This is a genomic window from Desulfovibrio piger, from assembly GCF_900116045.1.
GTDB lineage: Bacteria > Desulfobacterota > Desulfovibrionia > Desulfovibrionales > Desulfovibrionaceae > Desulfovibrio > Desulfovibrio piger_A.
Genome location: NZ_LT630450.1, coordinates 2,354,698 through 2,376,559 on the forward strand (window position 1 = coordinate 2,354,698; position 21,862 = coordinate 2,376,559).

Annotated in this window: 20 protein-coding genes; 14 read left to right on the top strand and 6 right to left on the bottom strand. The window is 63.0% G+C overall.

Annotated elements, in window-relative coordinates; genetic code table 11:
• Window positions 1–39: 39 nt before the first annotated feature.
• The 14 genes from DESPIGER_RS10480 to DESPIGER_RS10545 all read left to right on the top strand — a co-directional run bounded on the left by DESPIGER_RS10480 (window position 40) and on the right by DESPIGER_RS10545 (window position 15,426).
• Window positions 40–951, top strand: a complete 912-nt coding sequence (locus DESPIGER_RS10480; protein WP_072336530.1) for a bifunctional riboflavin kinase/FAD synthetase — start codon at window positions 40–42, stop codon at window positions 949–951.
• Between the two features lie 265 nt (window positions 952–1,216).
• Complete coding sequence (locus DESPIGER_RS12995) at window positions 1,217–2,515, top strand: DUF362 domain-containing protein (RefSeq protein ID WP_072336532.1); 1,299 nt, start codon at window positions 1,217–1,219, stop codon at window positions 2,513–2,515.
• Entirely contained in the window at window positions 2,512–3,174 is a 663-nt protein-coding gene (locus tag DESPIGER_RS10490) for a GntR family transcriptional regulator (protein ID WP_072336535.1), read from the top strand. The genes DESPIGER_RS12995 and DESPIGER_RS10490 overlap by 4 nt, the downstream gene beginning before the upstream one ends.
• Window positions 3,175–3,211: 37 nt before the next feature.
• A complete protein-coding gene (locus DESPIGER_RS10495) occupies window positions 3,212–4,183 on the top strand; it encodes a hypothetical protein (RefSeq protein WP_072336537.1) in 972 nt (323 codons plus the stop codon).
• Entirely contained in the window at window positions 4,180–4,998 is an 819-nt protein-coding gene (locus tag DESPIGER_RS10500) for a phosphosulfolactate synthase (protein ID WP_083575381.1), read from the top strand. The genes DESPIGER_RS10495 and DESPIGER_RS10500 overlap by 4 nt, the downstream gene beginning before the upstream one ends.
• A 1-nt stretch (window position 4,999) precedes the next feature.
• On the top strand, window positions 5,000–5,881 hold the full coding sequence (locus tag DESPIGER_RS10505) for a branched-chain amino acid ABC transporter permease (protein WP_072336539.1): 882 nt from the start codon (window positions 5,000–5,002) through the stop codon (window positions 5,879–5,881).
• A gap of 10 nt (window positions 5,882–5,891) precedes the next feature.
• Window positions 5,892–7,709: an ABC transporter permease subunit gene (locus tag DESPIGER_RS13455; RefSeq protein WP_072336542.1), complete on the top strand. Its 1,818-nt coding sequence runs from the start codon at window positions 5,892–5,894 to the stop codon at window positions 7,707–7,709.
• A complete protein-coding gene (locus tag DESPIGER_RS10515) occupies window positions 7,696–8,412 on the top strand; it encodes an ABC transporter ATP-binding protein (RefSeq protein ID WP_072336545.1) in 717 nt (238 codons plus the stop codon). Before DESPIGER_RS13455 ends, DESPIGER_RS10515 begins: the two co-directional genes overlap by 14 nt.
• A gap of 69 nt (window positions 8,413–8,481) precedes the next feature.
• Window positions 8,482–9,603: an ABC transporter substrate-binding protein gene (locus DESPIGER_RS10520; RefSeq protein WP_072336548.1), complete on the top strand. Its 1,122-nt coding sequence runs from the start codon at window positions 8,482–8,484 to the stop codon at window positions 9,601–9,603.
• Between the two features lie 332 nt (window positions 9,604–9,935).
• Window positions 9,936–11,483, top strand: a complete 1,548-nt coding sequence (locus DESPIGER_RS10525; RefSeq protein ID WP_072336551.1) for an SLC13 family permease — start codon at window positions 9,936–9,938, stop codon at window positions 11,481–11,483.
• Window positions 11,484–11,546: 63 nt separating this feature from the next.
• On the top strand, window positions 11,547–13,319 hold the full coding sequence (locus DESPIGER_RS10530) for an adenylyl-sulfate reductase subunit alpha (protein WP_072336554.1): 1,773 nt from the start codon (window positions 11,547–11,549) through the stop codon (window positions 13,317–13,319).
• A gap of 14 nt (window positions 13,320–13,333) precedes the next feature.
• Window positions 13,334–13,660, top strand: a complete 327-nt coding sequence (locus DESPIGER_RS10535; RefSeq protein ID WP_072336557.1) for a 4Fe-4S dicluster domain-containing protein — start codon at window positions 13,334–13,336, stop codon at window positions 13,658–13,660.
• A 135-nt stretch (window positions 13,661–13,795) separates the two neighbouring features.
• The gene (locus DESPIGER_RS10540; RefSeq protein WP_072336560.1) at window positions 13,796–14,497 is read left to right on the top strand and encodes a Crp/Fnr family transcriptional regulator; all 702 of its coding nucleotides are present in this window, start codon (window positions 13,796–13,798) and stop codon (window positions 14,495–14,497) included.
• A gap of 44 nt (window positions 14,498–14,541) precedes the next feature.
• Entirely contained in the window at window positions 14,542–15,426 is an 885-nt protein-coding gene (locus DESPIGER_RS10545) for a PHP domain-containing protein (protein WP_072336563.1), read from the top strand.
• A 250-nt stretch (window positions 15,427–15,676) separates the two neighbouring features.
• Here the strand turns inward: DESPIGER_RS10545 and DESPIGER_RS10550 are convergent, their stop codons facing one another.
• The 6 genes from DESPIGER_RS10550 to DESPIGER_RS10575 all read right to left on the bottom strand — a co-directional run bounded on the left by DESPIGER_RS10550 (window position 15,677) and on the right by DESPIGER_RS10575 (window position 21,673).
• Complete coding sequence (locus DESPIGER_RS10550) at window positions 15,677–16,180, bottom strand: AbrB family transcriptional regulator (RefSeq protein WP_072336566.1); 504 nt, start codon at window positions 16,178–16,180, stop codon at window positions 15,677–15,679.
• Between the two features lie 358 nt (window positions 16,181–16,538).
• Window positions 16,539–17,249 carry a prephenate dehydrogenase gene (locus DESPIGER_RS10555; protein WP_173783311.1) on the bottom strand — a complete coding sequence of 237 codons (711 nt, stop codon included), beginning with the start codon at window positions 17,247–17,249 and terminating at the stop codon, window positions 16,539–16,541.
• A 95-nt stretch (window positions 17,250–17,344) separates the two neighbouring features.
• A complete protein-coding gene (locus tag DESPIGER_RS10560; RefSeq protein ID WP_072336569.1) occupies window positions 17,345–18,715 on the bottom strand; it encodes a 3-phosphoshikimate 1-carboxyvinyltransferase in 1,371 nt (456 codons plus the stop codon).
• A complete protein-coding gene (pheA, locus tag DESPIGER_RS10565) occupies window positions 18,708–19,889 on the bottom strand; it encodes a prephenate dehydratase (protein ID WP_072336572.1) in 1,182 nt (393 codons plus the stop codon). Before pheA ends, DESPIGER_RS10560 begins: the two co-directional genes overlap by 8 nt.
• Window position 19,890: 1 nt before the next feature.
• Window positions 19,891–20,874 (bottom strand): 3-dehydroquinate synthase II family protein, encoded by a 984-nt coding sequence (locus DESPIGER_RS10570; protein WP_072336576.1) that lies wholly within the window; start codon window positions 20,872–20,874, stop codon window positions 19,891–19,893.
• A 1-nt stretch (window position 20,875) separates the two neighbouring features.
• A complete protein-coding gene (locus tag DESPIGER_RS10575) occupies window positions 20,876–21,673 on the bottom strand; it encodes a 2-amino-3,7-dideoxy-D-threo-hept-6-ulosonate synthase (RefSeq protein ID WP_072336580.1) in 798 nt (265 codons plus the stop codon).
• Between the last annotated feature and the right edge of the window lie 189 nt (window positions 21,674–21,862).

The window sequence follows — 21,862 nt, forward strand, 5'->3', positions numbered from 1 at the left end:
ATCCATTTTCGAGCGTCTCATCTGAGCAACTGGATCATCATGGATACTTCCCCTTCCGCCTCTCCCCGCGCCACGGCCGTCACCATCGGCAATTTCGACGGCGTGCACCAGGGCCATCAGGTCCTCATCCGCCGTGCGCTGACCTACAGCCAGCAGTTCGGCCTGGATTGTGTGGTCATCACCTTCTGGCCGCATCCGCGCGTGCTTTTCGGCAAGCCGCACCAGCCCCTGACCAGCCGGGCCGCCCGGCTGCGCCTGCTGCAGGGCCTGGGCGATCTGCGTGTGCTGGAGCTGCCCTTCACCCGCGAGCTGGCCGCGCTGTCGCCCGAGGAATTCGTCCGGCAGCATCTGCTGCCCCTGCGGCTGAAACATCTGGTCATCGGCCATGACTTCACGCTGGGACGCGGTCGCAGCGGCCAGCCCGAGGTGCTGCGTGCCCTGGGCGCGAAGTACGGCTTTGACGTGGACCAGCTGCCGCCGGTGGAAGTGGGCGGGCATGTGGTCAGCTCCACCTGCCTGCGCGAGCTCATCGGCAAGGGCGACGTGGCCACGGCCGCCAGCCTGCTGGGCCATGCCTACGGCTGCGAGGGCCTGGTGGTGCACGGCGAGGGCCGCGGCACCGGCCTGGGGTTCCCCACGGCCAACATCGCCATCCCGGACACCATGCTGCCCGCGCCGGGCGTCTACGCCACCCGCGTGGTGGTGCCGCATCTGGGCAGGACCCTGCAGGCCGTGACCAACATCGGCCGCAAGCCCACCTTCGGGGACCATGGCCTGAGCATCGAGAGCTTCCTGCTGGATACGGACCTGAACCTCTACGGCAATGAGCTGCGCCTGGACTTCGTGGCCCGCCTGCGCGACGAGAAGCGCTTCGCATCCGCCGATGCCCTGGTGGCCCAGATCCGCACCGATGTGGCCCGGGCCCGCGACCTGCTGACCATGTATTTCTGATAACGGTCGACCGGCATCAGTGCCGGCCGTATCCGCACCATGACGGCGCGCAGTGATGGAAGTCATTGCGCGCTTTTTTGTGCCGTAATTTCAGACGCTGGCTGAAAGTATATGTTTGCCATCTGAGAGCATACATTTTGTATACACAATAAAATATTTTATTACAGTATGTTATATAAAAAATTATTTTATGCTTGCCTTTATTTTTATCGTGTGTTTGTATGGAATACAGCTGGTATACAAATAAACCGCCACCGGGGGACATATGTCCGTATCCATCCAGCCTCCATTGCTTCATTTTCCCGAAGTCCCGCTTCCTTCCATGGCCCGCATCAGGCAACGTTTTCCTGCCCCCCACCTGAAGGATGTGCGCGCTGCCGTGCGACAGGAACTGGAGTGTTTGCCTCTTCCTCTCGACTTGCGGTGCAGGGGTGTTGCCGTGGGAGTGGGGAGCCGGGGAATCGCCCATCTTCCTGTCTTGGTAGATGAGGTCGTCACCTATGTGAAAAAGCGCCATGGAGTACCGTTCATCGTTCCTGCCATGGGCAGCCATGGTGGAGGAACTGCCGCGGGACAGCGGGCGATACTGGCTTCATGCGGCATTACCGAAGAGAGTGCAGGAGTTCCCATCCTTGCCGGGGAAGAAAGCATCTGCATCGGCTCTAACATCGCCGGCGTACCGGTATATTGTGATGCCGCTGCCTGGCAGGCAGACTGGATCATCCCCATCAACAGGGTCAAGCCCCACACCCAGTTTCACGCTCCAACGGAAAGCGGTCTTTTGAAGATGCTGGTCATAGGCTTCGGCAAGGCCAAGGGGGCAGCCACCATACATGGGTACGGCACAAAAGGTCTGGTGGAATATATTCCGCGCAGCGCGGAGGTTTTCCTGAATTCCGGAAAAGTGCTTTTTGGCTTGGCTGTGGTGGAGAACCAGAGACATGAAACCGCCCTCGTGCGTGCTTTGACGCCGGAAGATTTTTTCTCCGAGGAAAAGCGCCTGCTCTGCACGGCACGCGAGCTGATGCCCCGTCTGCCTGTGGAAAGCCTGGATCTGCTGATCCTGGACCGCATGGGTAAGGATATCAGCGGCCCCGGCATGGACAGTAGCGTTACGGGACGGATCATGGCCAACGGTGAGCCGGATCCACCTTCTCCCCGGACAGCGCTCCTGGCGGTCCTGAGCCTAACGGAGGCTTCGCACGGCAATGCCGTGGGCGTGGGGCTGGCCGACCTCATCTCACATCGTCTCTGCCAGGCCATTGATGTACAGGCCACCTATTTGAACAGTATTTCCGGCGGATTCCCCGTACAGGGCAAGATTCCTATGGTCATGTCCGATGACAGGCAGCTGATGCATGCGGCCGCCGTACTGCTTGGAGCTGGCTCCCTGACGGACCGTCGCATCATTCATGCCAGGGATACCCTGCATCTGGAGGAGCTTGAAGTTTCCACTGCCGTATTGCAAGAACTGGAGGGACGCACGGATCTGGAAATATTGCGTCCGCTGGCCCCGATGGCCTTTGATTCCAACAACCTTTTGCTTCCGGTGGAATACTTATGAGCAAGACGACGTCTGGCAAGGAAAAATGGCATCCTCAGGATCTGTACCTTTTTTTGCGTGAAGAGATCCTCTCCCAGAGACTGGAGCCCGGTGCTTCCCTGTTTGAACGAATGATCGCTGAACAGCACGGACTAAGCCGAACGCCGGTGCGGGAGGCTCTCTTGCGTCTGGAGGCCGAAGGGCTGGTCAAACGCTATCCCAAAATGGGGATGGTTGTTGCGGAGCTGAGTCTCAGGGATGTCATGGAATCCTTTCAGATCCGGCAATTCATCGAACCGCCGGCAGCTGCCGAAGCGGCAAAGAAACTCCGCCCCGAGCCCTTGCGCGAGCTGCTGGAGCAATTTGAGGCCATGGGGGAACCAACGCTGGCCGAAGGGCACGATGACGAACTGTTTGCCCGTCATAACCAGCTGGACACCAAGATGCATGATCTCATACTGGCGGCCCTCGGTAATCGCCGTCTTATGGACCTGATGGACAACATGCGCAGCATTTGCCGGCGCGCACGCAATTTGGGGACTCCCATCCGATTTGCGGAAAGCCGCGAAGAACATATCGCCATTTTGAAAGCCCTGCTTGCCGGTGACAGTGAGCTGGCCCGGCAAACAATGAATACACATCTTGAGAATACGCGGCACAGGCTGATCCTGGCCGTATGATATATGGCCCCCACAGGGGAAAGAGGAGGCGTTCGGCATGGAATCCCGGATCATGAAGGTTCTTGATGTTGTAGTAGCCCTGTATGCCAACACAGATCTCATCCGTAAAGGAAATTATTTTTCCTTTACGGATGTAGAGTCACTTCATTCAGACTTTCAGGCGATTGAGGATATTGTTACGGATGTCCCAGTGGACGGGACCCTCATCATCCTCGACATGCCTTGTGCCCCAGAAGTGCATGCCGCCGGGGATACCGTAGTTGTGCGGGGACCATTTGGTCAGCTCGAAGAGGCCATGTCGGACAAAAGGTATACGCTGCTAGGTAACCAGGGGCTGCTGTATCGCTTTCTTCTGTATCAGCTGGAAAAAAAATACGGTATTTACAGCTTTCACGCCAATGCGCTTTATCAGAGGGAGAGGAACGAGCTCTTCGTCGTTTTTGGTGGTGCCGCTTCGGGCAAAAGTCCTGCCCTGATGGCAGGCATCTGTAACGGGCTTGAGGTGGTAGGTACCGAGCTTGTGCATTTTCGCCTGAGCGGCCAAGGCTACACTTTTTATCCCAGTTCCTGCATGGACAATATCCGTCCAAGCTGCGTGTGGGAGGATTTCCCTGAATTGCTGGGCAAGCTGGAAGTCCCGGATCCTCACGAATTCTCTTCACCGAGCTCCAAATATTTGCTGGATATGCAGGCATTCAAAACCAGAGGCCCGATAGCGAATCCCCGACTACGGCTCATCATCCCCAAGGTGGAAGCCGGACGTTCGCCTGTTATCTCAGACAAGATCTTTGATGACGGAGCCAAGACCAAAGCTCTTTTCGACAATCTTTCTGAAAAAATAGGGGCATCCTTCAGTATGTATAACTGTATGGCTTGCAACGGATTCGACTGCCTGGAGCTCAGTCGGAGACGTTTGGCGGCCGCTAGGGACCTCCTGGAAGCCGCAGGCTCGCCCGCTGTGGAAACCTACCTTGCGTCGCCGCGTTATTTTCTGGAGGTATTGCAATGAGCAGCTGCCGTATGCCTGTTTGGGGAGATGTGTTGACCGGGCTCGCCATTCAACGTGAAAGCAAGCCTCGCCGGAGCGGTTTGACCTGTGTGCTCGACAAACACCTCGGTATCGAAGGTACCAGGGAGCTGATCAGTGTGGCCGGTCCGTATATAGATGTCGTCAAGCTGACCTCCCTGACATCCGCGTTTTACGATCCGGACGTACTGCGGAGCAAGATCCGTTTGCTGCGCGACGCGGATATAGATGTCTGTGTGGGCGGTACGTGCGCCGAGGTGATGCTGTGGCAAAAGGTGTATCCGGCATTCCTGGCCAAAGCCGGGCAGTGGGGTTTTACGGGGATAGAGATTTCCGACGGGACCATCGAAATGCCCGATGCCATGCGTCGTGAGGCCATCGACCGGGCCCTTTCGGGCGGCTTCCGTGTTTTCAGCGAAGTGGGCCGTAAGGAGTGGTCGCCGCAAACAGGGCTTGAGGATCTGGTGTCCGACCTCAAGCGCGATCTTGCCTGCGGAGTGGACAAGGTCATCGTGGAGGCCATGGAAATAGGCCAGAGTGTGGGGATCATGGATGCCGAGGGGAACCCCAGCGAGGAAGGTCTCAGAGCGCTTACCGAGGCAGCGGGCGGGTCGGAAAAGGTCATTTTTGAGGCTCCGCTCCGTCATCAACAGGAGATATTCATTGACCGGCTTGGTACCAATGTCAACCTGGGCAACATCCCCCCCATGGAAGTCCTCGTCGTCGAGGCTACGCGCTGGAAGATGACAGGCATTCCCTTTATGACGGCCTATAGCGCCAATCCGACGGGGGCCTGATATGGATTGGACAATCAATATCCAGTTGCTTTTCACAGGCCTGGCCATGGGCTCCATCTATGCGCTCATAGCGTTGGGCATCGTCCTGATTTACCGGGCAGCGGACATCGTCAATTTTGCCCAGGGGGAACTGGTCATGCTCCCGGCTTTTGTGGCGGTGTTCATGCTCAATTCCTGGGAACTTCCTGCCTATGTCGTTTATCCGCTCGTGATAGTCTTCATGGGAGGAGTCGGCTATGTTTTTGAGAGGGTAGCCTATTACCCGCTCAGGAACAGGAGCTTCCTGCCTGTCATCATCAGTACCATCGGTGTTTCCATCTTTTTGAAGAACAGCGCCCAGTATGCTTTCGGGGCCCTGCCCCTTGTCATGCCCCGCCCGACGGATGTTGATCTGTTCGTGATCGGGGATATCGTGATCGATCCTCAGTACATCATCATCATCGTCACTACAGCCATCCTTCTTGTGGCGCAGCACTTTTTCTTTGAGCGCACCATGCTCGGAAAAATGATGCAGGCCACAGCGCAGGACAAGGAAGCCGCACAACTGATGGGCATCCCCATCGCGAGGATGATCGCCATCACCTTCATTTTCAGCACCATGCTGGCATGTGTGGCCGGCCTGCTGGTAGGACCACTTTTCTACGTCTCCAAGGAAATGGGGGGCATGGCCGGCCTGAAGGGATTTTGCGGCGCCATCATCGGCGGCTTCGGTTCGGTATCCGGTGCCATTCTTGGTTCATTGTTCCTAGGGGTCATGGAAGTCTATTTGGCATTCTATGTGTCCACAGCCTACAAGGACGCCTTTGCCTTTATCATCATGATCATGGTGCTGCTGTTCTGGCCACAGGGCCTGTTTGGAGAACGCATTGCCCAGAAGGCCTAGGAGGGCGCATATGAACAGGAGCTTGCATCAGTACTTCTATGTCCTGGGAGCGATGTGCGTCGTTTTCCTTATCCCGCACATCATTTCCGAAAACTACTGGCTGAACCTGCTTAACCACTGCTGTGTGATGAGCATCGCCTGCCTGGGATTGAACATCCTCCTGGGATATACGGGCCAGATCAATCTGGGACAGATGGCCTTCGTGGGGATCGGTGCCTATACCTCGGCCCTGCTTACCGTGACTTTCGGTATCCCCGTATGGCTCGGGATGCTCTGCGGGGCAGCCATGGGCGGGATCTGCGGCGTCCTGCTGGGTATCCCCAGCCTGAAGCTTTCCGGCCATTATCTTGCTGTGACGACCATCGGTTTCGGCTTCATCGTCCAGCTCATCCTCATTAACTGGATAGAAGTGACGCACGGTTCGGACGGTATCCCGCAGATACCTGTCCTCGATCTTTGCGGCATCTCCTTTGATAACGAAGAAAAGTATTTTTACTTTTCCGGCATCATGGTCGTTCTGCTCACATGGGCCATTACCAGACTCAAGGATTCACGTATAGGGCGGGCGATGCTCGCTGTACGCCAGAATGAGATGGCGGCAAGCACGAATGGCATCAACGTGACATGGTGCAAGATCGTCTCTTTTACATTGTCATCAGCATGTGCGGGCCTGGCGGGCGCCATGTTCGCTCACGGCGGGGCGCATTACATCAGCCCGGACACATTTTCCTTCGAGCAGTCCGTCCTTTTGCTGGCCATGACGGTCCTGGGGGGGGACGGCTCTGCCCTGGGGGCTGTGTTCGGTGCTACCCTGCTGACGCTACTGCCTGAATCTCTGCGTTTTTTGCAGGAATCCTACATGATGTTCTTTGCCGCGGCCATTGTATTGATCATGATTTATATGCCCGGTGGCATTGCCAATTTGCTGGCACAGCTTCCCCAGGTACGTGCCTGGCGCAAGCGGCGCCAGCAGGACATGAGCCGGGAACTGGCGAAAGAAGAGGGGGAGCCGGTATGTCTGGAAAACCCCTTGCAAAGGGCGTGCCCTGACAGTCAGGTACTACAGATCCAGGATCTTGCCATGTACTTTGGCGGCATCAAGGCTGTCGATGGCCTGAGCATGACTGTCAGGCGGGGGACCATCCATGCCCTGATCGGGCCTAACGGCTCCGGTAAGACGACAGTCATCAATGTCCTCAGCGGACTGTACAGGCCGACCCGGGGAAGCATCACCCTCTGCGGGCATGAGGTCGCCGGTCGCCTGCCGCATGAAATCACCCGCCTTGGCATCGCCAGGACCTATCAGAATATCCGCCTGTTCGCTGAGATGACAGTGCTGGAGAACGTTATGGTGGGACGGCATTGCCTGAGCCATGCCAATGTGTTCAGCAGTATCGTGCATACGGCTTCCCAGCAGAGGGAGGAGGCAGCCTTGCGGCGGCAGGCCATGGAGATGCTACATTTTGCCGGTCTGGTAGGACTGGAGAACGAAGAGGCAGGCAGCCTTCCCTACGGCCGGCAGCGTATGCTCGAGATCGCCCGGGCCCTGATGTCACAGCCAGAGGTCCTGCTGCTGGACGAACCGGCTGCAGGCCTCAATCCTTCGGAAACGGCAGATTTGCGTGAACTGTTGCAGCGCATCCAGGCGATGGGGATCACTATCTTACTGGTGGAGCATGATATGGAACTGGTGATGAATGTTTCCGATGTGATCACGGTCATCAACTTCGGGCGCAAGATCGCTGAGGGAAACGAGCATCAGGTCCGGACCCACCCCGAGGTCATCTCCGCCTATCTCGGCCAGGAGGAGTGCAATGCTGCGCATTGATTCACTGACTGCCACGTATGGTGCCGTCATGGCGCTTTCGGATGTTACGATGCGGATAGATCAGGGGGAGATCGTCTCCCTGCTTGGAGCCAATGGCGCAGGGAAGACGACGCTCATCCGCGCCATAACGGGCCTGATTTCTCCTAAGACAGGTTCCATCGCCTTCCTGGGCGAAGACATCACCGGCAGGCGCCCGGAAAAAGTCGCCGCGCTGGGGATAGCCTGCGTTCCTGAAGGGCGGCATATTTTTCCCGGCCTCAGCGTTGAAGACAACCTGCTGCTGGGCTCCATTTCCCGCGGGAAGGTGCCTGCAAGTGAATTGTCTGCTGACATGGAGGCGATCTATCAGACCTTTCCCATCCTGGCGGAATTCAGAAAGCGTCCTGGCTGGCAGCTCTCCGGGGGGCAGCAGCAGATGCTGGCCATAGGGCGCGGCCTGATGGCGCATCCCAAGCTGCTCCTTTTGGATGAGCCCAGCCTGGGCCTCTCTCCTGTCCTGGTGCAGGAGGTCTTTCAGGTCATCAAAAACATCAATGTGGAGCGGGGTGTTACCATCCTGCTGGTGGAGCAGAATGCCAGGATGGCCCTGTCGATCGCCTCGCGTGCCTATGTGCTGACAACGGGATCCATCGTTCTGGAGGATACCTCTGCCAACCTTATGGAAAATTCTGAAATGAAGAAACATTATCTTGGAGGTGTCTAGAGGGAGTATATGCTTTGTCATGGAAGGAAAGACATCATAAAGATGTGATTGTAACAAAAGGAGCTTCCTGTGCTGAAAAAGATACTGCATGTTTTAGTGGGTGTCCTGGGCATCATCTCCGTTTGTTTTACCGGCAGCGCGCTGTCTGCCGAGCCTGTACTCATCGGTATGAACACTCCTGTCACCGGAGCGGCTGCCGGGGAGGCTGTTTACTTCATGAAAGCTGCCAAGCTGGCTGAAAAGCATGCCAATGCTGCTGGCTACAACATCAAGCTGCTGATTCAGGACAATCAGTCCACGAATCCCGGTGCGCTGGCTGCACTCAACAAAAGCATAGAGCAGGATCATATTTTTGCTCTGCTTGGCCCCATCAAAAGCACACAGGTCCTTGCCATTTCTGATAGGGTAAAGCAGACCGAGCTGCCTACTCTGATTGGCGGGACCAATGTCAATCTGACACAGCAGGGCAATCCCTGGTTCTTCCGTTGTCGTCCCGATGATTCCATCGTGGTCAAGGTTATGCTTAAATATATCAAGGAAGACATGGGATTGACGAAAATCGCTGTACTGCATGATGCAGATGCTTTTGGCACGGGAGGCGCAGATCTTATCGACGCACTGGCCCCCAAGGCCGGCCTGACTGTAGTCAAGCGTGAAAAGTACACGACGAAAGACAAGGACTATACTGCACAACTGCTGGCTTTTCGTGTGGCCGGGGCAGAGGTGATGATTCATTATGGTACGAATGCCGAGGACGTGGCCGTCTGCCAGCGGCAATACCGCCAGCTGGGCCTGCCCTATGCGTACATTGGTTCTCCCTCCAGTGCCGTCAAGGATACCATCCATCTGGCTGGCAAGGCCGCCGAAGGCATCTTGGCCATTGCAGATGCCACACCGGGCGGCAGTCCCGAATACACGGCTTACAGCGAAGCCTACAAAAAGGAGTACGGTGAAGAGATGGACGCTTGGGCTGCGTGGAATTATGACGCGCTGATGATCCTTGCCAGAGCCATCCATGAGGCCGGGCCTGACAGGAGTAAGGTTCGCGAGGCGATATTGAATTTGCGGGATTACCGCGGTGTCCTAGGGACCTACAGCTTCTCTCCCAATGGAGATGGCCGCCATTCCGCCTGTGTGGTCGAAGTCAAAAAGGGGCAGCCTGTGCTTAAGAAGATCGTCACTGTTGAATAATCCCCTTAATGGGACTGCTTTGGATTGTGTGCGTATCCCATTTATTTTTATTGGGATACGCACATTTTTGCAGAAAGTTTTCCTCGTCCCTGCAGTCCTTGGGTATGGCAGGGCATTGTGTCATACGGTGAATAAGAAGAGCTCAGCCTGGAGGCCGTAGGAAATTTTTTAAAGATAATCTGTCAGGACGTCCTGCGGCAGGCCAAGCCCCGCAAGGAGGCGGGGCCTGGTCTTTTTTTCACGAACTATCGGCGGGCTGATAGATTGAGAATTTTTTCCCAGCTAGATTCCAGGGCAGATGTTCCGTTTTGTCATGAAAAAAGGAGTCTGCCATGCCTGAGCAAACCTCTGCCGGTTCCGGTTCGTTTTTGCAGTACCTGGCCGGGAACCTGCGCCGCAACGGACGCAGCCCCGTGCGTGTCTACACGGGCTTCGTCATCGCCTGGGCGCTCTTCTTCCTCTTCTGGACAGTGCTGCCGCCCTTCCCGGGCCTGACCCACAACGGCATGGCCGTGCTGGGCATCGTGCTCTGGGCCAGCGTCATGTGGGTCAGCGAGGCCATGCCCACGGGCATCACCGGCATCTCCATCCCCACCCTGCTGCTCATCACCCAGGCCATCCCCTGGCAGGGCGGCAAACCGCCCATGTCCATCATTTTCGCCGGGTTCACCAATCACGTCATCTGGCTGTGCCTGTTCGCCTTCCTGGTGGGGGCCGTCATGCAGCTGGTGGGCCTGGACAGGCGCATCGCCCTGGGCATCCTGGCCCGGCTCAAGGCCTCCAGCGTGGGCCGCGTCATCTGGGGCATGTTCTTCGTGAACATCGTGCTGGGCTTCCTGGTGCCCGCGGCCAACGCCCGCGCCGCCACCCTGCTGCCCGTGGTGCAGGGCATCTGCCGCCTGCTCGGCGACACGCCGGAAGAACGCGCCGCCAAAAAGGCCATCGTCATCCAGTCCCTGGTCTACGGCTCCATGATCTGCGGCATGTTCATCATGACCGCCCACCTGCCCAACATGATCATGGTGGGCATCTTCGACAAGGCGGGCTTCAGCAACCTCAACTATCTCAACTGGATGCTGCTGCAGGCCCCCTATCTGGGCATGTTCGCCCTGACGCAGGCCTGGATCCGCTGGCACTTCGGCACGCGCAAGGTGCACATCGCCGGCGGGGTGGAGGCCCTGCAGAAGAAATACGACGACCTCGGCCCCATGACCATGCCCGAAAAGGTGCTGCTGGGCATCTTTGCCCTGGCGGGCATCATGTTCATGACCGGCAAGGGCAGCTTCATCGCCGAGCTGCACCACCAGCCCCTGGGCGTCATCGGCCTGCTGGGCATGCTGGTGCTCTTCGCGCCCGGCCTCATGCCCTGTTCCTGGAAGTCCGTGCAGGAAAAGACCATCTGGGGCACCTTCCTGCTGCTGGGCGGCGCCATGACCATGACCACGGCCATGACCCAGTCCGGCCTGGCCCAGTGGCTGGCCGACCACATCCACGCCTGGGTGGTGGGCATGAGCTGGTGGCAGGCCATCCTGACCATGATGGTGGGCACGCACATCATCCGCCTGGGCATGCTCTCCAACGTGGCTGCCGTGGCCATGCTGGCGCCGGTGGTCTTTGCCATGGCGCCCAAGCTGGGCCTGCATCCCGTGGCCTTCACCATGCTGGTCTGCGACACGGACACCTTTGCCTACATCCTGCCCACCCAGATCACCGCGGCCGTCATCGCGCACGGGACGGACACCTTCTCCTCCACGGACTACGCCCGCGCCGGCTGGGTCTCCGTCTGTATCGCCATCGCCTACGGCCTGCTGGTCATGGCTCCCTGGTACGCCCTGTGGGGCATGCCCGTCTGGGATGCCAGTGCCCCCTGGCCCTTCTAGCTTTCCGCCGACCTGCCGGGGCGGTGTGGCCCCGGCGCCAACAGCTTTTTACAGGAGAACATCATGGCCAACATCCCCGCGGCGCACATGCGCCAGTTCACCCCTGAAAACCTGGACGATGTCGAGACCGTCGTCGTCGAGACCGACCTGCTCATCATCGGCGGCGGCAATGCCGGCTGCTTCGTGGCCACGGAGGCCGCCCTGGTGGACCCCGGCGTCCGCGTCACCATCATGGAAAAGGCCGAGATCATGCGCTCCGGCGCCTGCTCCGCCGGCATGGACGCCATCAATACCTACATCCCCGAAGGCAAGACCCCCGAAGACCTGGTGCGCTGGAGCCGTGCCCAGGTGGGCGGCGGCCCCCTGCGTGAGGACCTGGCCCTCTCCAATGCCCGCGAGCTCAACGAGTCCGTGGACGATCTGGAGCGCTGGGGCCTGCCCATCCTGCGTGACGAGCAGGGCCGCATCCGCTACCGCGGCAAGTGGGACATCTCCATCCACGGCGAGCAGCTCAAGCCCATCATGGCCGAGAAGGCCCTGGAGAGCGGCGCGGACGTCTACAACCGCGTGACGGCCACGGCCCTCATCATGCACGAAGGCCGCTGCACCGGCGCCATGGGCTTTGGCGTGCGTGACGGCAAGTTCTACATTTTCCGCGCCAAGGCCACGGTGGTCAGCACCGGCGGGGCCGGTACCCTGTACAAGTCCTACACGGCCGACAGCACCGACAGCGGCGCGCAGATCTGGATGTGCCCCTACTGCGTGGGCACGGGCTACGCCATCGGCTTCCGCCAGGGCGCCGAGCTCACCAGCCTGGAACAGCGCTGGGTGGCCACGCGCACCAAGGACTTCTGCGGCCCGGTGGACACCATCTCCGTGGGCTACGGCGCGCCCATCATCAACGCGCACGGCGAGCGCGTCATGAGCCGCTATGAGCATCTGGGCGGGGACGCCGCGCCGCGCTACATCCGCGCCAACGCGCCCATGGAGGAATGGCTGGCCGGTCGCGGGCCCTGCTATTGCGACACCACCCACCTGAGCCCCGAAACGGCCAAGGCCATGATGGAGGACTATCTCAACGAGCGGCCTTCCTTCGTGCTCTTCCTGGCCAGCCGCGGCCAGGACGTCACCCGCGAACCCATCGAGATCTACGGCTCCGACCCCTACATCCTGGGCGGCCATACCGGCGGCGGCTTCTGGGTGGACATGCAGCGCATGACCACCATCCCCGGCCTGTTCGCCGCGGGCGAGACCGCCGGCGGCAACCCCAACAAGTTCGTGGGCGGCTGCTGCGCCGAAGGCAAGCTGGCGGCCCGCGGGGCCATTGCCTACATGAAGGATCTGGAGCTGCCGCCGCTGGACATGGCGGCCGTGGAGCGGGAAAAGGCCCGCGTCTACGCGCCCCTGCTGGCCCGGGACGAGGACGGCGTGCGCCCCGTGGAGATGAAGGAGCGCCTGCAGCGCCTGATGGACGAATACGCCGGCGGCGTGTCGCAGTTCTACCGCACCAACGAGGAACGTCTGGACTACGCCCTGAAGCACATCGCCAGGCTGCAGTCCCAGTTCGGCTACCTGCGTGCCCGCGACCTGCACGAGCTCATGCAGGCCCACGAGACCATGGACAGGGTCGATGTGGCCGAGGCCGTGGTCCATCACCTCAAGGCCCGCAAGGAGACCCGCTGGGCCGGCTGGCAGACCCGTTCCGACTACCCGGAACGCGACGATGCCCGTTTCGACTGTTTCATCGAATCCCGGCGCGATCCCGCCACGGGCAAGGTGGAGACCTTCACCCGCCCGTACGAGCAGCTGATCCCCGGTGACCGTTATACCGCGTAAGCAAGGAGCCAACCATGCCCCCGAGAATAGATCTGAACAAGTGCAACGGCTGCGGCGGCAAGTCCGAGACCGCCTGCGAGATGGTCTGCCCCGGCGACCTCATGATGCTGGACCCCGGGACGGGCAAGGCCCGCTGCCGGGCCACCGGCGAATGCTGGGACTGCATGTCCTGCATCAAGGTCTGTCCCACCGGTGCCCTGCAGACGCGCATGCCCTACCAGCTGGGCTACTACAAGGCCAGCCTGCGCCCCATCATGGGCAAGGACTGCATCACCTGGAAATGCCGTGATATTGACGGGAATGAATATACATATAAGTATGTCAACCGGATACGTCACTAGAACACGACACGGCTAAGGCCGGGTCCGGGAACGCGCTGCCGGTGCGCCGCAAGTCTGGTTTGCGGCGCACCGGTTCCGGCGTCTGTACGGCAGACAGGGAACGCCTCTTCACGGGCCTGGTGCACGGGAGGAGGCATGCGCAGTTTCTGGCATCTGGAAAAAGGGGATTTCTTCGACGGCATAGAAGAGTGCAAGGAACACTTCCTGCACAGTGCCCAGCGCATCGAACTGAAGAAGAGCGACATCGTTTTTTTTGAAGGCGACGCGGGCGGGGCCTGCTTTTATGTGGCGTCGGGGCTGCTGCGCATCTTCTGCGTGACCGAGGCCGGCAAGGAGTCCACCTTTTTCCTGCGCACCGCGGGCGAGATCTTCGGCCTGTCGGAGGTCCTGCAGGATCTGCCCCGCAAGGTCAGTGCCCAGGCCCTGGCCGCTTCCGTCATCTTCCGTCTGGACAGGCAGGCCTTCGACGGTCTGCTGTCCCGCAATTATGCCCTGGCACGACGGGTCATCACCGTCATGGGCAGCCGCCTGCGCTATCTGGGCGACAGCCTCAGCGCCCAGACCTGCGATGTCCGCCACAGACTGTGCCGCCTGCTGCTCGCGCTGGCACACGAGAGCCTGCGCGACCCGGCCGCCTGGGAACGGCCGCTGGCCCTGCCGGTCAGCCTTTCCCAGGGCCAGATGGCGGCCATGGTCTGTTCCACGCAGCCCACGGTCAGCGAGACCCTGCACCAGTTGCAGGACGAGGGCCTTATCGACATCCGCGGCCGCTGCATCGCCATCAGAAGGCCCCAGGCCCTGCTGGCGGCCCTGGAAGCCCCCGGGGATCGCGCTTGAGTCCGGCCGCGCTCCGGCATAAGGTGTCCGCCGGAGGAAACACCATGCTGGCAGACCTGCATACCCACACCAGCACGTCCCACGGGCACCACAGCGCCGCCGGGATGTATGAGGCAGCGGCGGCGGCCGGGCTGGACCTTTTCGGCCTGAGCGAGCACTCCCCCCTGCCGGAGGAATACGCCTGCAAGCTGTATGTGCCGGCCTTTCCCGGCAATTTCCGGGACTTCGTCCGGGACGTGCAGGCCCTGCGGCAGCGGGAGCTGGAGCGGGAAGACCGGCCGCTGCCCCTGCTGGGCGTGGAGCTGGACTGGCTTCCCGGCTACCCCAGGCACATGGGCCGCTTCTTGTCCTGCTGGCCGTTCAGCTATGTGATCGGTTCCCTGCATTATGTGGGGCTCTTCCCGGTGGCGCGTCCCCATACCTGGACCGACGGCCGGGAGGCCGCCTATGCCCGCTACCGGGAATATTATGAAGAGATGGCCCGCATGGCGGCCAGCGGGCTGGTGAACGTGGCCTCGCACCCCGACTTCATCAAGCGGGCCTCCTATGGCCTGTTCCATGAATGGCTGCGCGAAAAGGGCAGCCTGGACGTGGTGGCCCGCGCCGTGCAGGCCATGACCGATAACGGCGTCATCATGGAAGTCTCGTCGGCCGGGCTGCGCCAGCCCTTTGCCGAGCCTTATCCCTGCCCGGCCATCATGGGCCTGGCCGCCGACTTCGGTGCGGACATCCGCCTGGCGTCCGATGCCCACGACAGGGCCGATGTGGGCGCCGGGCTCGCCGACGTGGCCCGTTACGCGCGTTCCTTCGGCTTCCGTTGCGACACCCTGCCCCTGCGGCCGGACGATATCGCCGCCCGGCCCGCCGCGCTGGCGCAGGCCCTGGACTATCTGGACGGGCCCCTGCCGCGCCTGCGTTTTGCGCTGTAGTGCCGGGAACGGGCCTTTCCTCCCGTTCCCCGGACGGTCCCGCGCCCGGGATGCATACGGCCGGGGCGTCCGCCACGCCAGCACGGCTCCGGCTGCTGCCGGAGCTGTTTTTGCATGGTGCCCGGCATGGCATGTTGCCGGGGATGCGGTCTCCCCATCCCGACAGGGACCGGGCCGCCGTTGCCGCAGGCCTGGCCTGGGGCCCGGCCCAGGAGGGGAGTGCTTCCCGGGCCGTTTTTCATGGCCGCCGTCAGCTGTGGGGCAGCAGGCGGTGCAGCAGCCAGCTCAGGAACGGTGCCAGCAGCAGGACGGTATACAGCCGCACCAGATGGAAGGCCAGGACGGCGGGGGCGTTGGTGCCCAGGTCGGAGGCCATGCCCACCACGGCCTGCAGACCGCCGGGACTGGTGGCCAGGATGGCACTGCCCGCGTCCAGTCCGGCCGAGCGGCAGAGGAACCAGGCCCCCAGGGCCCCGGCCACGATGAGCAGGGCCGTGGAGCCGAACATCAGGGGCGCCATGGCGCGGACCTCCAGCAGGGTGTCACCGGTTATCATGTTGCCGACCATGACGCCCATGGCGATCTGGGCACCCAGCTGGAACAGGCGCGGCGCATCGGCCTCCACATGACCCAGCAGTTTGACGGCCAGGACGGCCACCACGGCGCCCAGCATGGCGCCGCCGGGGATGTGCAGGAAGAAGAACAGCAGGCCGCCCGCGATGCCGCAGGCGATGAGGAGCAGGAAGGTGGTCATGGGTCCTCCGTAGGTTGCGGGGCAGTGGCCCATGATGCGGCAACGGGGGCAGGCGGTCAAGGTTGCGCGGGCAACGATTTTTTTGGGGGGGAGGGGACGACCGGGAGCGCATGACGTGCGGCCCGGGAGTGGCGGCGGGGCGGGACGCCGGAGCAGGCGGCCCGCCCCGCATACAGGGGATCGCCCAAGAAAGTGGCCGGCAGCGTCGTTTATATGGTGGCCAGCCCCCGCGTGCGGGGAAGCGCCTACCATCTGCTACAACTCTTCCACCTGCTGCGAGGCCAGCCCCCGCGTGCGGAGGAGGGGACGGGGAAAAGGGGAAGGGAAGCGCCTGTCCGGGACGCTCCCTTCCCCGCTGTCATTTTTTCCACCACCACTGCGCGCGGCGGCAGAGCAGTTCGATATCACCGGCGGCGGCCACGTTGAGCATCTTGCGATACTGGCGCACGGCCTCGTGGCTGTACGGATTGGCCTCGAAGAGGCCGGTGAACATGGTGCCGTCCTCGGTGAGCATCTTCTCTGCCGCGTGCAGGCGGCGGCGGAAGGAGGGGGTGATGTAGGGCAACAGGTCTTCCTGCCCTGCCAGCAGGGCGAAGTAGGCCAGGTTGGTGATGAAGTTCATGTTCTGGACGCGGGCCATGGCGCGGTCGTGCTCGTCGGCCGTGGCCCGGAAGGTGCTGCACCCCAGGGCCCGGAAAAAGGCCTCCACCAGGGCCGTGTCCTGCTCGCGGGCCGTGCGGCCGGGCGTGACGGTCACGGGCAGGCCGTCCCCGTCGGGCGTGGCCGGGCCGAAGAGCGGATGCGTGCCCACCACCGGGCCGGGCCAGACGGCTTCCATCTGCTGCAGGGGGCGCACCTTCACCGACGTGATGTCGGCCAGGATGGCCGTGTCGGGCAGATGGGCGCAGACCGTGGCGGCCACCTCGGCAAAGACGGCCGCGGGCACGCAGAGCAGCACCAGGGCGGCATCCCGGCAGGCCGGGGCCAGCACCGCGTCCGTCAGGGGCACGTCCACGCCCCGCATGTCCAGACCGGCGGCCGTGCCGCGGCGGCAGAGCATGGCGCCCATGCGGCCCCGGCAGCCCACGATGAGCACGGCGCGGCCCCGCAGGGAGGCCGCGGCGTCCGCGGCCGTGAGGGGCGGCGTCGGCGTGTCGTCCTGGCTCACAGCAGTTGCTCCCAGACCTTCCAGAAAGTGGGGAAGGACTTGCGCACCACCAGCGGATCGTCCAGCAGGGCGTCCATGCGCTTGCCGTGGGGCAGGCCCAGCAGGGCCAGGGACATGGCGATGCGGTGGTCATTGTGGGCCGAGAAGCGCGCGGCCTCGTCCCAGGCCGGGCCGTCGGGACCCAGGCCGTGGACGGTCAGGCCGTCGTCATGCTCGTCCACGCGCACGCCCAGGCGGGCCAGCTCGGTGGCCGGGGCGGTGATGCGGTCGGATTCCTTGATGCGCAGATGGGCCACGTTGCGCACCCGGGTGGGCCCCTGGGCAAAGGCGGCCAGCACGGCCACCGTGGGCACCAGATCCGGGCAGTGGCCCATGTCCACATCCACGCCGTGCAGGGCCGAAGGATGCACGGTGATGGAGGTGCCTTCCACCTCGGCGCGGGCGCCCATGGCGCGCAGGATGTCCAGCATGGCGCGGTCGCCCTGCAGGGAATCGGCCCGCAGGCCGTCCACGCGCACGGGGCGTTTGCCCAGGGCCCCGGCGGCCAGCAGGTAGGAGGCCCCGGACCAGTCGCCCTCCACCTGATAGCTGCCCGCCCGGTAGGTGCCGGGCCGCACGGTGATGCGCAGGCCGTCGGGGCGGGCGGTGCGCAGGGCGCGCCAGCCGCCGTCGGGCAGGGCCTGCCACGGACCGCCGGGTTCGCGGGTCTCCACGCGGAAGCGGATGCCGAAATCTTCCAGGCAATGCAGGGTCAGGCCCACATAGGGCCAGGACACGGCCTTTTGCCCGCCCAGCTCCACACACAGGGGGGCCGGGGCCAGCGGCGCTGCCAGCAGCAGGCCGGAGAAATACTGGCTGGAGGCATCCATGCCCAGGCGCACGCGGCCGCCGTTGCGGGCGGGATCCAGGCCCGCGGCCCGCAGCAGCAGGGGCGGACAGTCGGGACGCTGCTCGAAGCGCACCTCCGTGCCCAGGGCCTCCAGGGCGCGGGTCAGCTCGTCGATGGGCCGTTCGTGCATGCGCGGCGCGCCGTGGATGCGGAACAGGCCGTGACCGGCGGCCAGCACGGCGGTCAGCAGGCGGCAGGTGGTGCCGGATTCGTGCACGTCGCAGCTCAGGGGCGTGTCCGTGCCGCCCCTAGGACGGCCGTCCATGCCGGTGACGCGCCAGCCGCCTTTCTCGCCGGGCAGCGGCTCCATGCGGGCACCGGCGGCGCAGAGGATGGCGCGGGTGCATTCCAGGTCGCGGCTGTCCAGCACATGGTGCAGCTCGGAGCTGCCGCGGGCCAGGGCCGCGCCGATGCAGTAGCGGTGCGAGATGGATTTGGAGGCCGGGGCCCGCACGCAGGCGGTATGGGGGCTAGGCATGGCCGTCCTCCACGTCGTCCAGGCCGATGCGGTCCAGCTGCGGGCCGGTGGCGTAGCTGCCCAGGATACGGAAACTGGTGCAGGTCTCGGCCAGCTTCTGGAGCAGGTCCTCATACTGGGGGGCGGTCAGGTCGCATTCCACGTCCGTGAAGAAGACATACTTCCAGCACTGGCCGCGCAGGGGGCGGGACTCCAGCTTGCGCATGTTGATCTTGTGCTCGGCCAGCAGGGAGAGCACGCCGGAGAGCGCACCGGACTTGTCCGGCAGGGTGAAGAGCATGGAGGTCTTGTCCGCGCCGGTATGGCCGGGCACGGGCGTGGTGCGCGGCAGCTTGTCCAGCTGGCCCACGGGCCTGGGACCGATGATGACGAAGCGCGTCCAGTTGCCGGGCTCGTCCTCGATGCGGCGGGCCAGGATGGAAAGGCCGGTCATGTCGGCCAGCTTGCCGTTGCCGATGGCCGCGGACTGCGGGGTGGCGGCGGCCATGCGGGCCGCGGCGGCCGTGGACTCCACGGGGATGAGGCCGGCCTGGGGCAGATGGCTGCGCAGCCAGCCGCCGCACTGGGCCAGGGGCTGGGGATGCGAGTAGACCGTGGTGATCTCGGCCAGGCTGGCGGCGTGGCTCAGCAGGCAGTGCGAGATGGGCGAGAAGAGCTCGGCCTGGATGTGCACGTCATACTTGAGGAACAGGTCGAAGCTGACGCCCACGGTGCCCTGCAGGGAGTTCTCCAGCGGCACCACGCCCAGCTCGCAGCGGCCGGAATGCACGTCGGCGAAGACCTGCGGCAGGTCGTTGCAGGGGTGGAAACTGGCGGCATGGCCCAGATATTCCACACCGGCAAAATAGGAGAAGGTGCCTTCCGGGCCCAGATAGGCCACGTTCTGCGGGCGTTGCAGGGCGCGCGACGAGGAGAAGATCTCGCGCCAGATGGCACGCAGGTGGTCTTCGGGCAGGGGGCCGCCGTTCCTGCGGGCCAGGCCGTCCAGCACTTCGCGCTCGCGCAGGGGCTTGAACACGATGCCGGGATCACCGGCCTTGATGCGGCCCACTTCCAGGCTCAGGGCGGCGCGGCGGTTGAACAGGGCCAGCAGTTCCTGGTCCACGCTGTCGATCTCGCCGCGGATGGCGGCCAGGCGCCGGGGGGCGTCGGAGGGGGAATGCGCGTCGGCCATGCTACACCTCGCGGATCTCTTCCTGGATGCGCATGCCGAAGTGGCGGCCTGCCTGATCCAGACGGCAGAGCACCGTGTCGCCGGGCTTGAGGCTGACCACGCTCAGGGGCGTGCCGTCCGGGGCGGTCAGGCGGATGGTCTCGGCGTTCTGCAGGAACACGGCGCCGCGCTTGGGGCCTTCGGGGGTCTCGGCCTCGGCTTCCACCAGCAGCATGGGGCGCACCTCGATCTTGACCCGGCCCACCGTGGTCATGCTGGTCTGGCCGTCGGCGCCCACGATGAGCACTTCCTGCCCCGCGGCCAGCTCGCCCAGATAGCAGGTCTTGTCATGGGGCAGGCGGACATAGGCATGCACGGCCCCGGCATTGACCCTGAAGGGACGGGCGGCCACATATTCATTATGTTCGGTCTCGGCATGGACAAGGAAGGTGAAGGCGCTGGAATTGCCCACCAGCATGCCCTGGCCGCGCTTGAGCAGGGAAAGGGTGTCGGCGCAGACGCGGTGCCCCAGGCCCACGGGCTCCACGCGGGTGATGACGGCTTTCTGCAGTTCCTCGCGTCCCTGGGAGATCTTGCACTGGGCCACGATGGCCTTGAGGTCGGCCAGGGCCTCGGGCAGGACCACGATGCCGTCCACGCCGCGCTCCAGGATGCCGGCGGCCAGACGGGCCTCTTCCAGGCTGCCCGCCTCGGCCAGCACGTTGTCGGCCTGGGCCAGCAGGTTCTCCACGGGGATGATCTCCCAGCCCCGGGCCAGGCAGGCGGTCTCACCGGCCTTGAGGCGGGCCAGCAGGGCCTCCTCGTCGGCCTTGGCGTTCAGCGGCACGCTGGCCACGTCCTCGCAGGCCCAGACGGTGCAGCGGGAAAGGGCGGCCACGTTCTCCACCCGGGCGCGGGGCACGATGACCCCGTCCACACCGGATTCCAGGGCCAGGGTCACGTCGGCCTTGCTGAACGGTTCGCAACGGTAATAGATGCGGGCCATGCTATTCCCCCACGATGGCCAGGGCTTCTTCCACCGTGGCGTTCTCATGCACGATGGCGCGCAGGGCACGCACGAGCTGGATGCGGTTGGGATGCTGGAACACGTTGCGGCCCATGGAGATGCCCGCGCCGCCGGCCTTGATGGCGTCATGCACCATCTGGAGCACGTCGCGGGTGGATTCCATGCGTTCACCGCCGGCGATGACCACGGGCACGCAGCAGGAAGAGACCACGTCGGCGAAGCTCTCCATGTCGCCGGTGTAGGGCACCTTGACGATGTCCGCGCCCAGTTCCACGCCCACGCGGGCACAGTGGGCCACCACGTCGGGAGCGTAGCCGTTCTTGATGGCCGGGCCGCGGGCGTACATCATGGCCAGCAGGGGCATGTGCCAGTCGTCACAGGCGGCGGCCACGCGGCCCAGGTCGGCCAGCATCAGGCGTTCGTTGGGATCGCCCAGGTTCACATGCACGGAGACGCAGTCGGCGCCGTGCTTGATGCCTTCTTCCACGGTGCCCACCAGGGTCTTGGTGTTGCCCTGGGGCGAGAGCATGGTGGAGGCGGACAGGTGGACGATGAGGCCCACGTCCTTGCCGGCGTTGCGGTGCGAGCAGCGGACCAGCCCCTTGTGCATGAGTACGGCATCGGCACCGCCCAGGGCCATGTCGTTGACGGTCTCGCGCATGTCGATGAGGCCGTCGACGGCGCCGATGGTCACGCCGTGGTCCATGGGGACGATGATGGTGCGGCCGGTTTCCCGATTGATGATGCGTTCCAGACGAACCTGTTTGCCAAGGTACATGGGATCTCTCCTTTAGGAATGGAGCCGTTCCGGCGGCACTGGGTACAAAAAAAGGGCCGCCGGCTTATGCCTGCGGCCCCGAAACTCTCTGACGGAAGATGTCAGCAAAGCTCCTGACCACAGGCTCCGCTAAAGTACGCAAAATAAAACCAGCTAAAGCAAAAGCCGGTGGCAGCGTAGCAGGAGGTG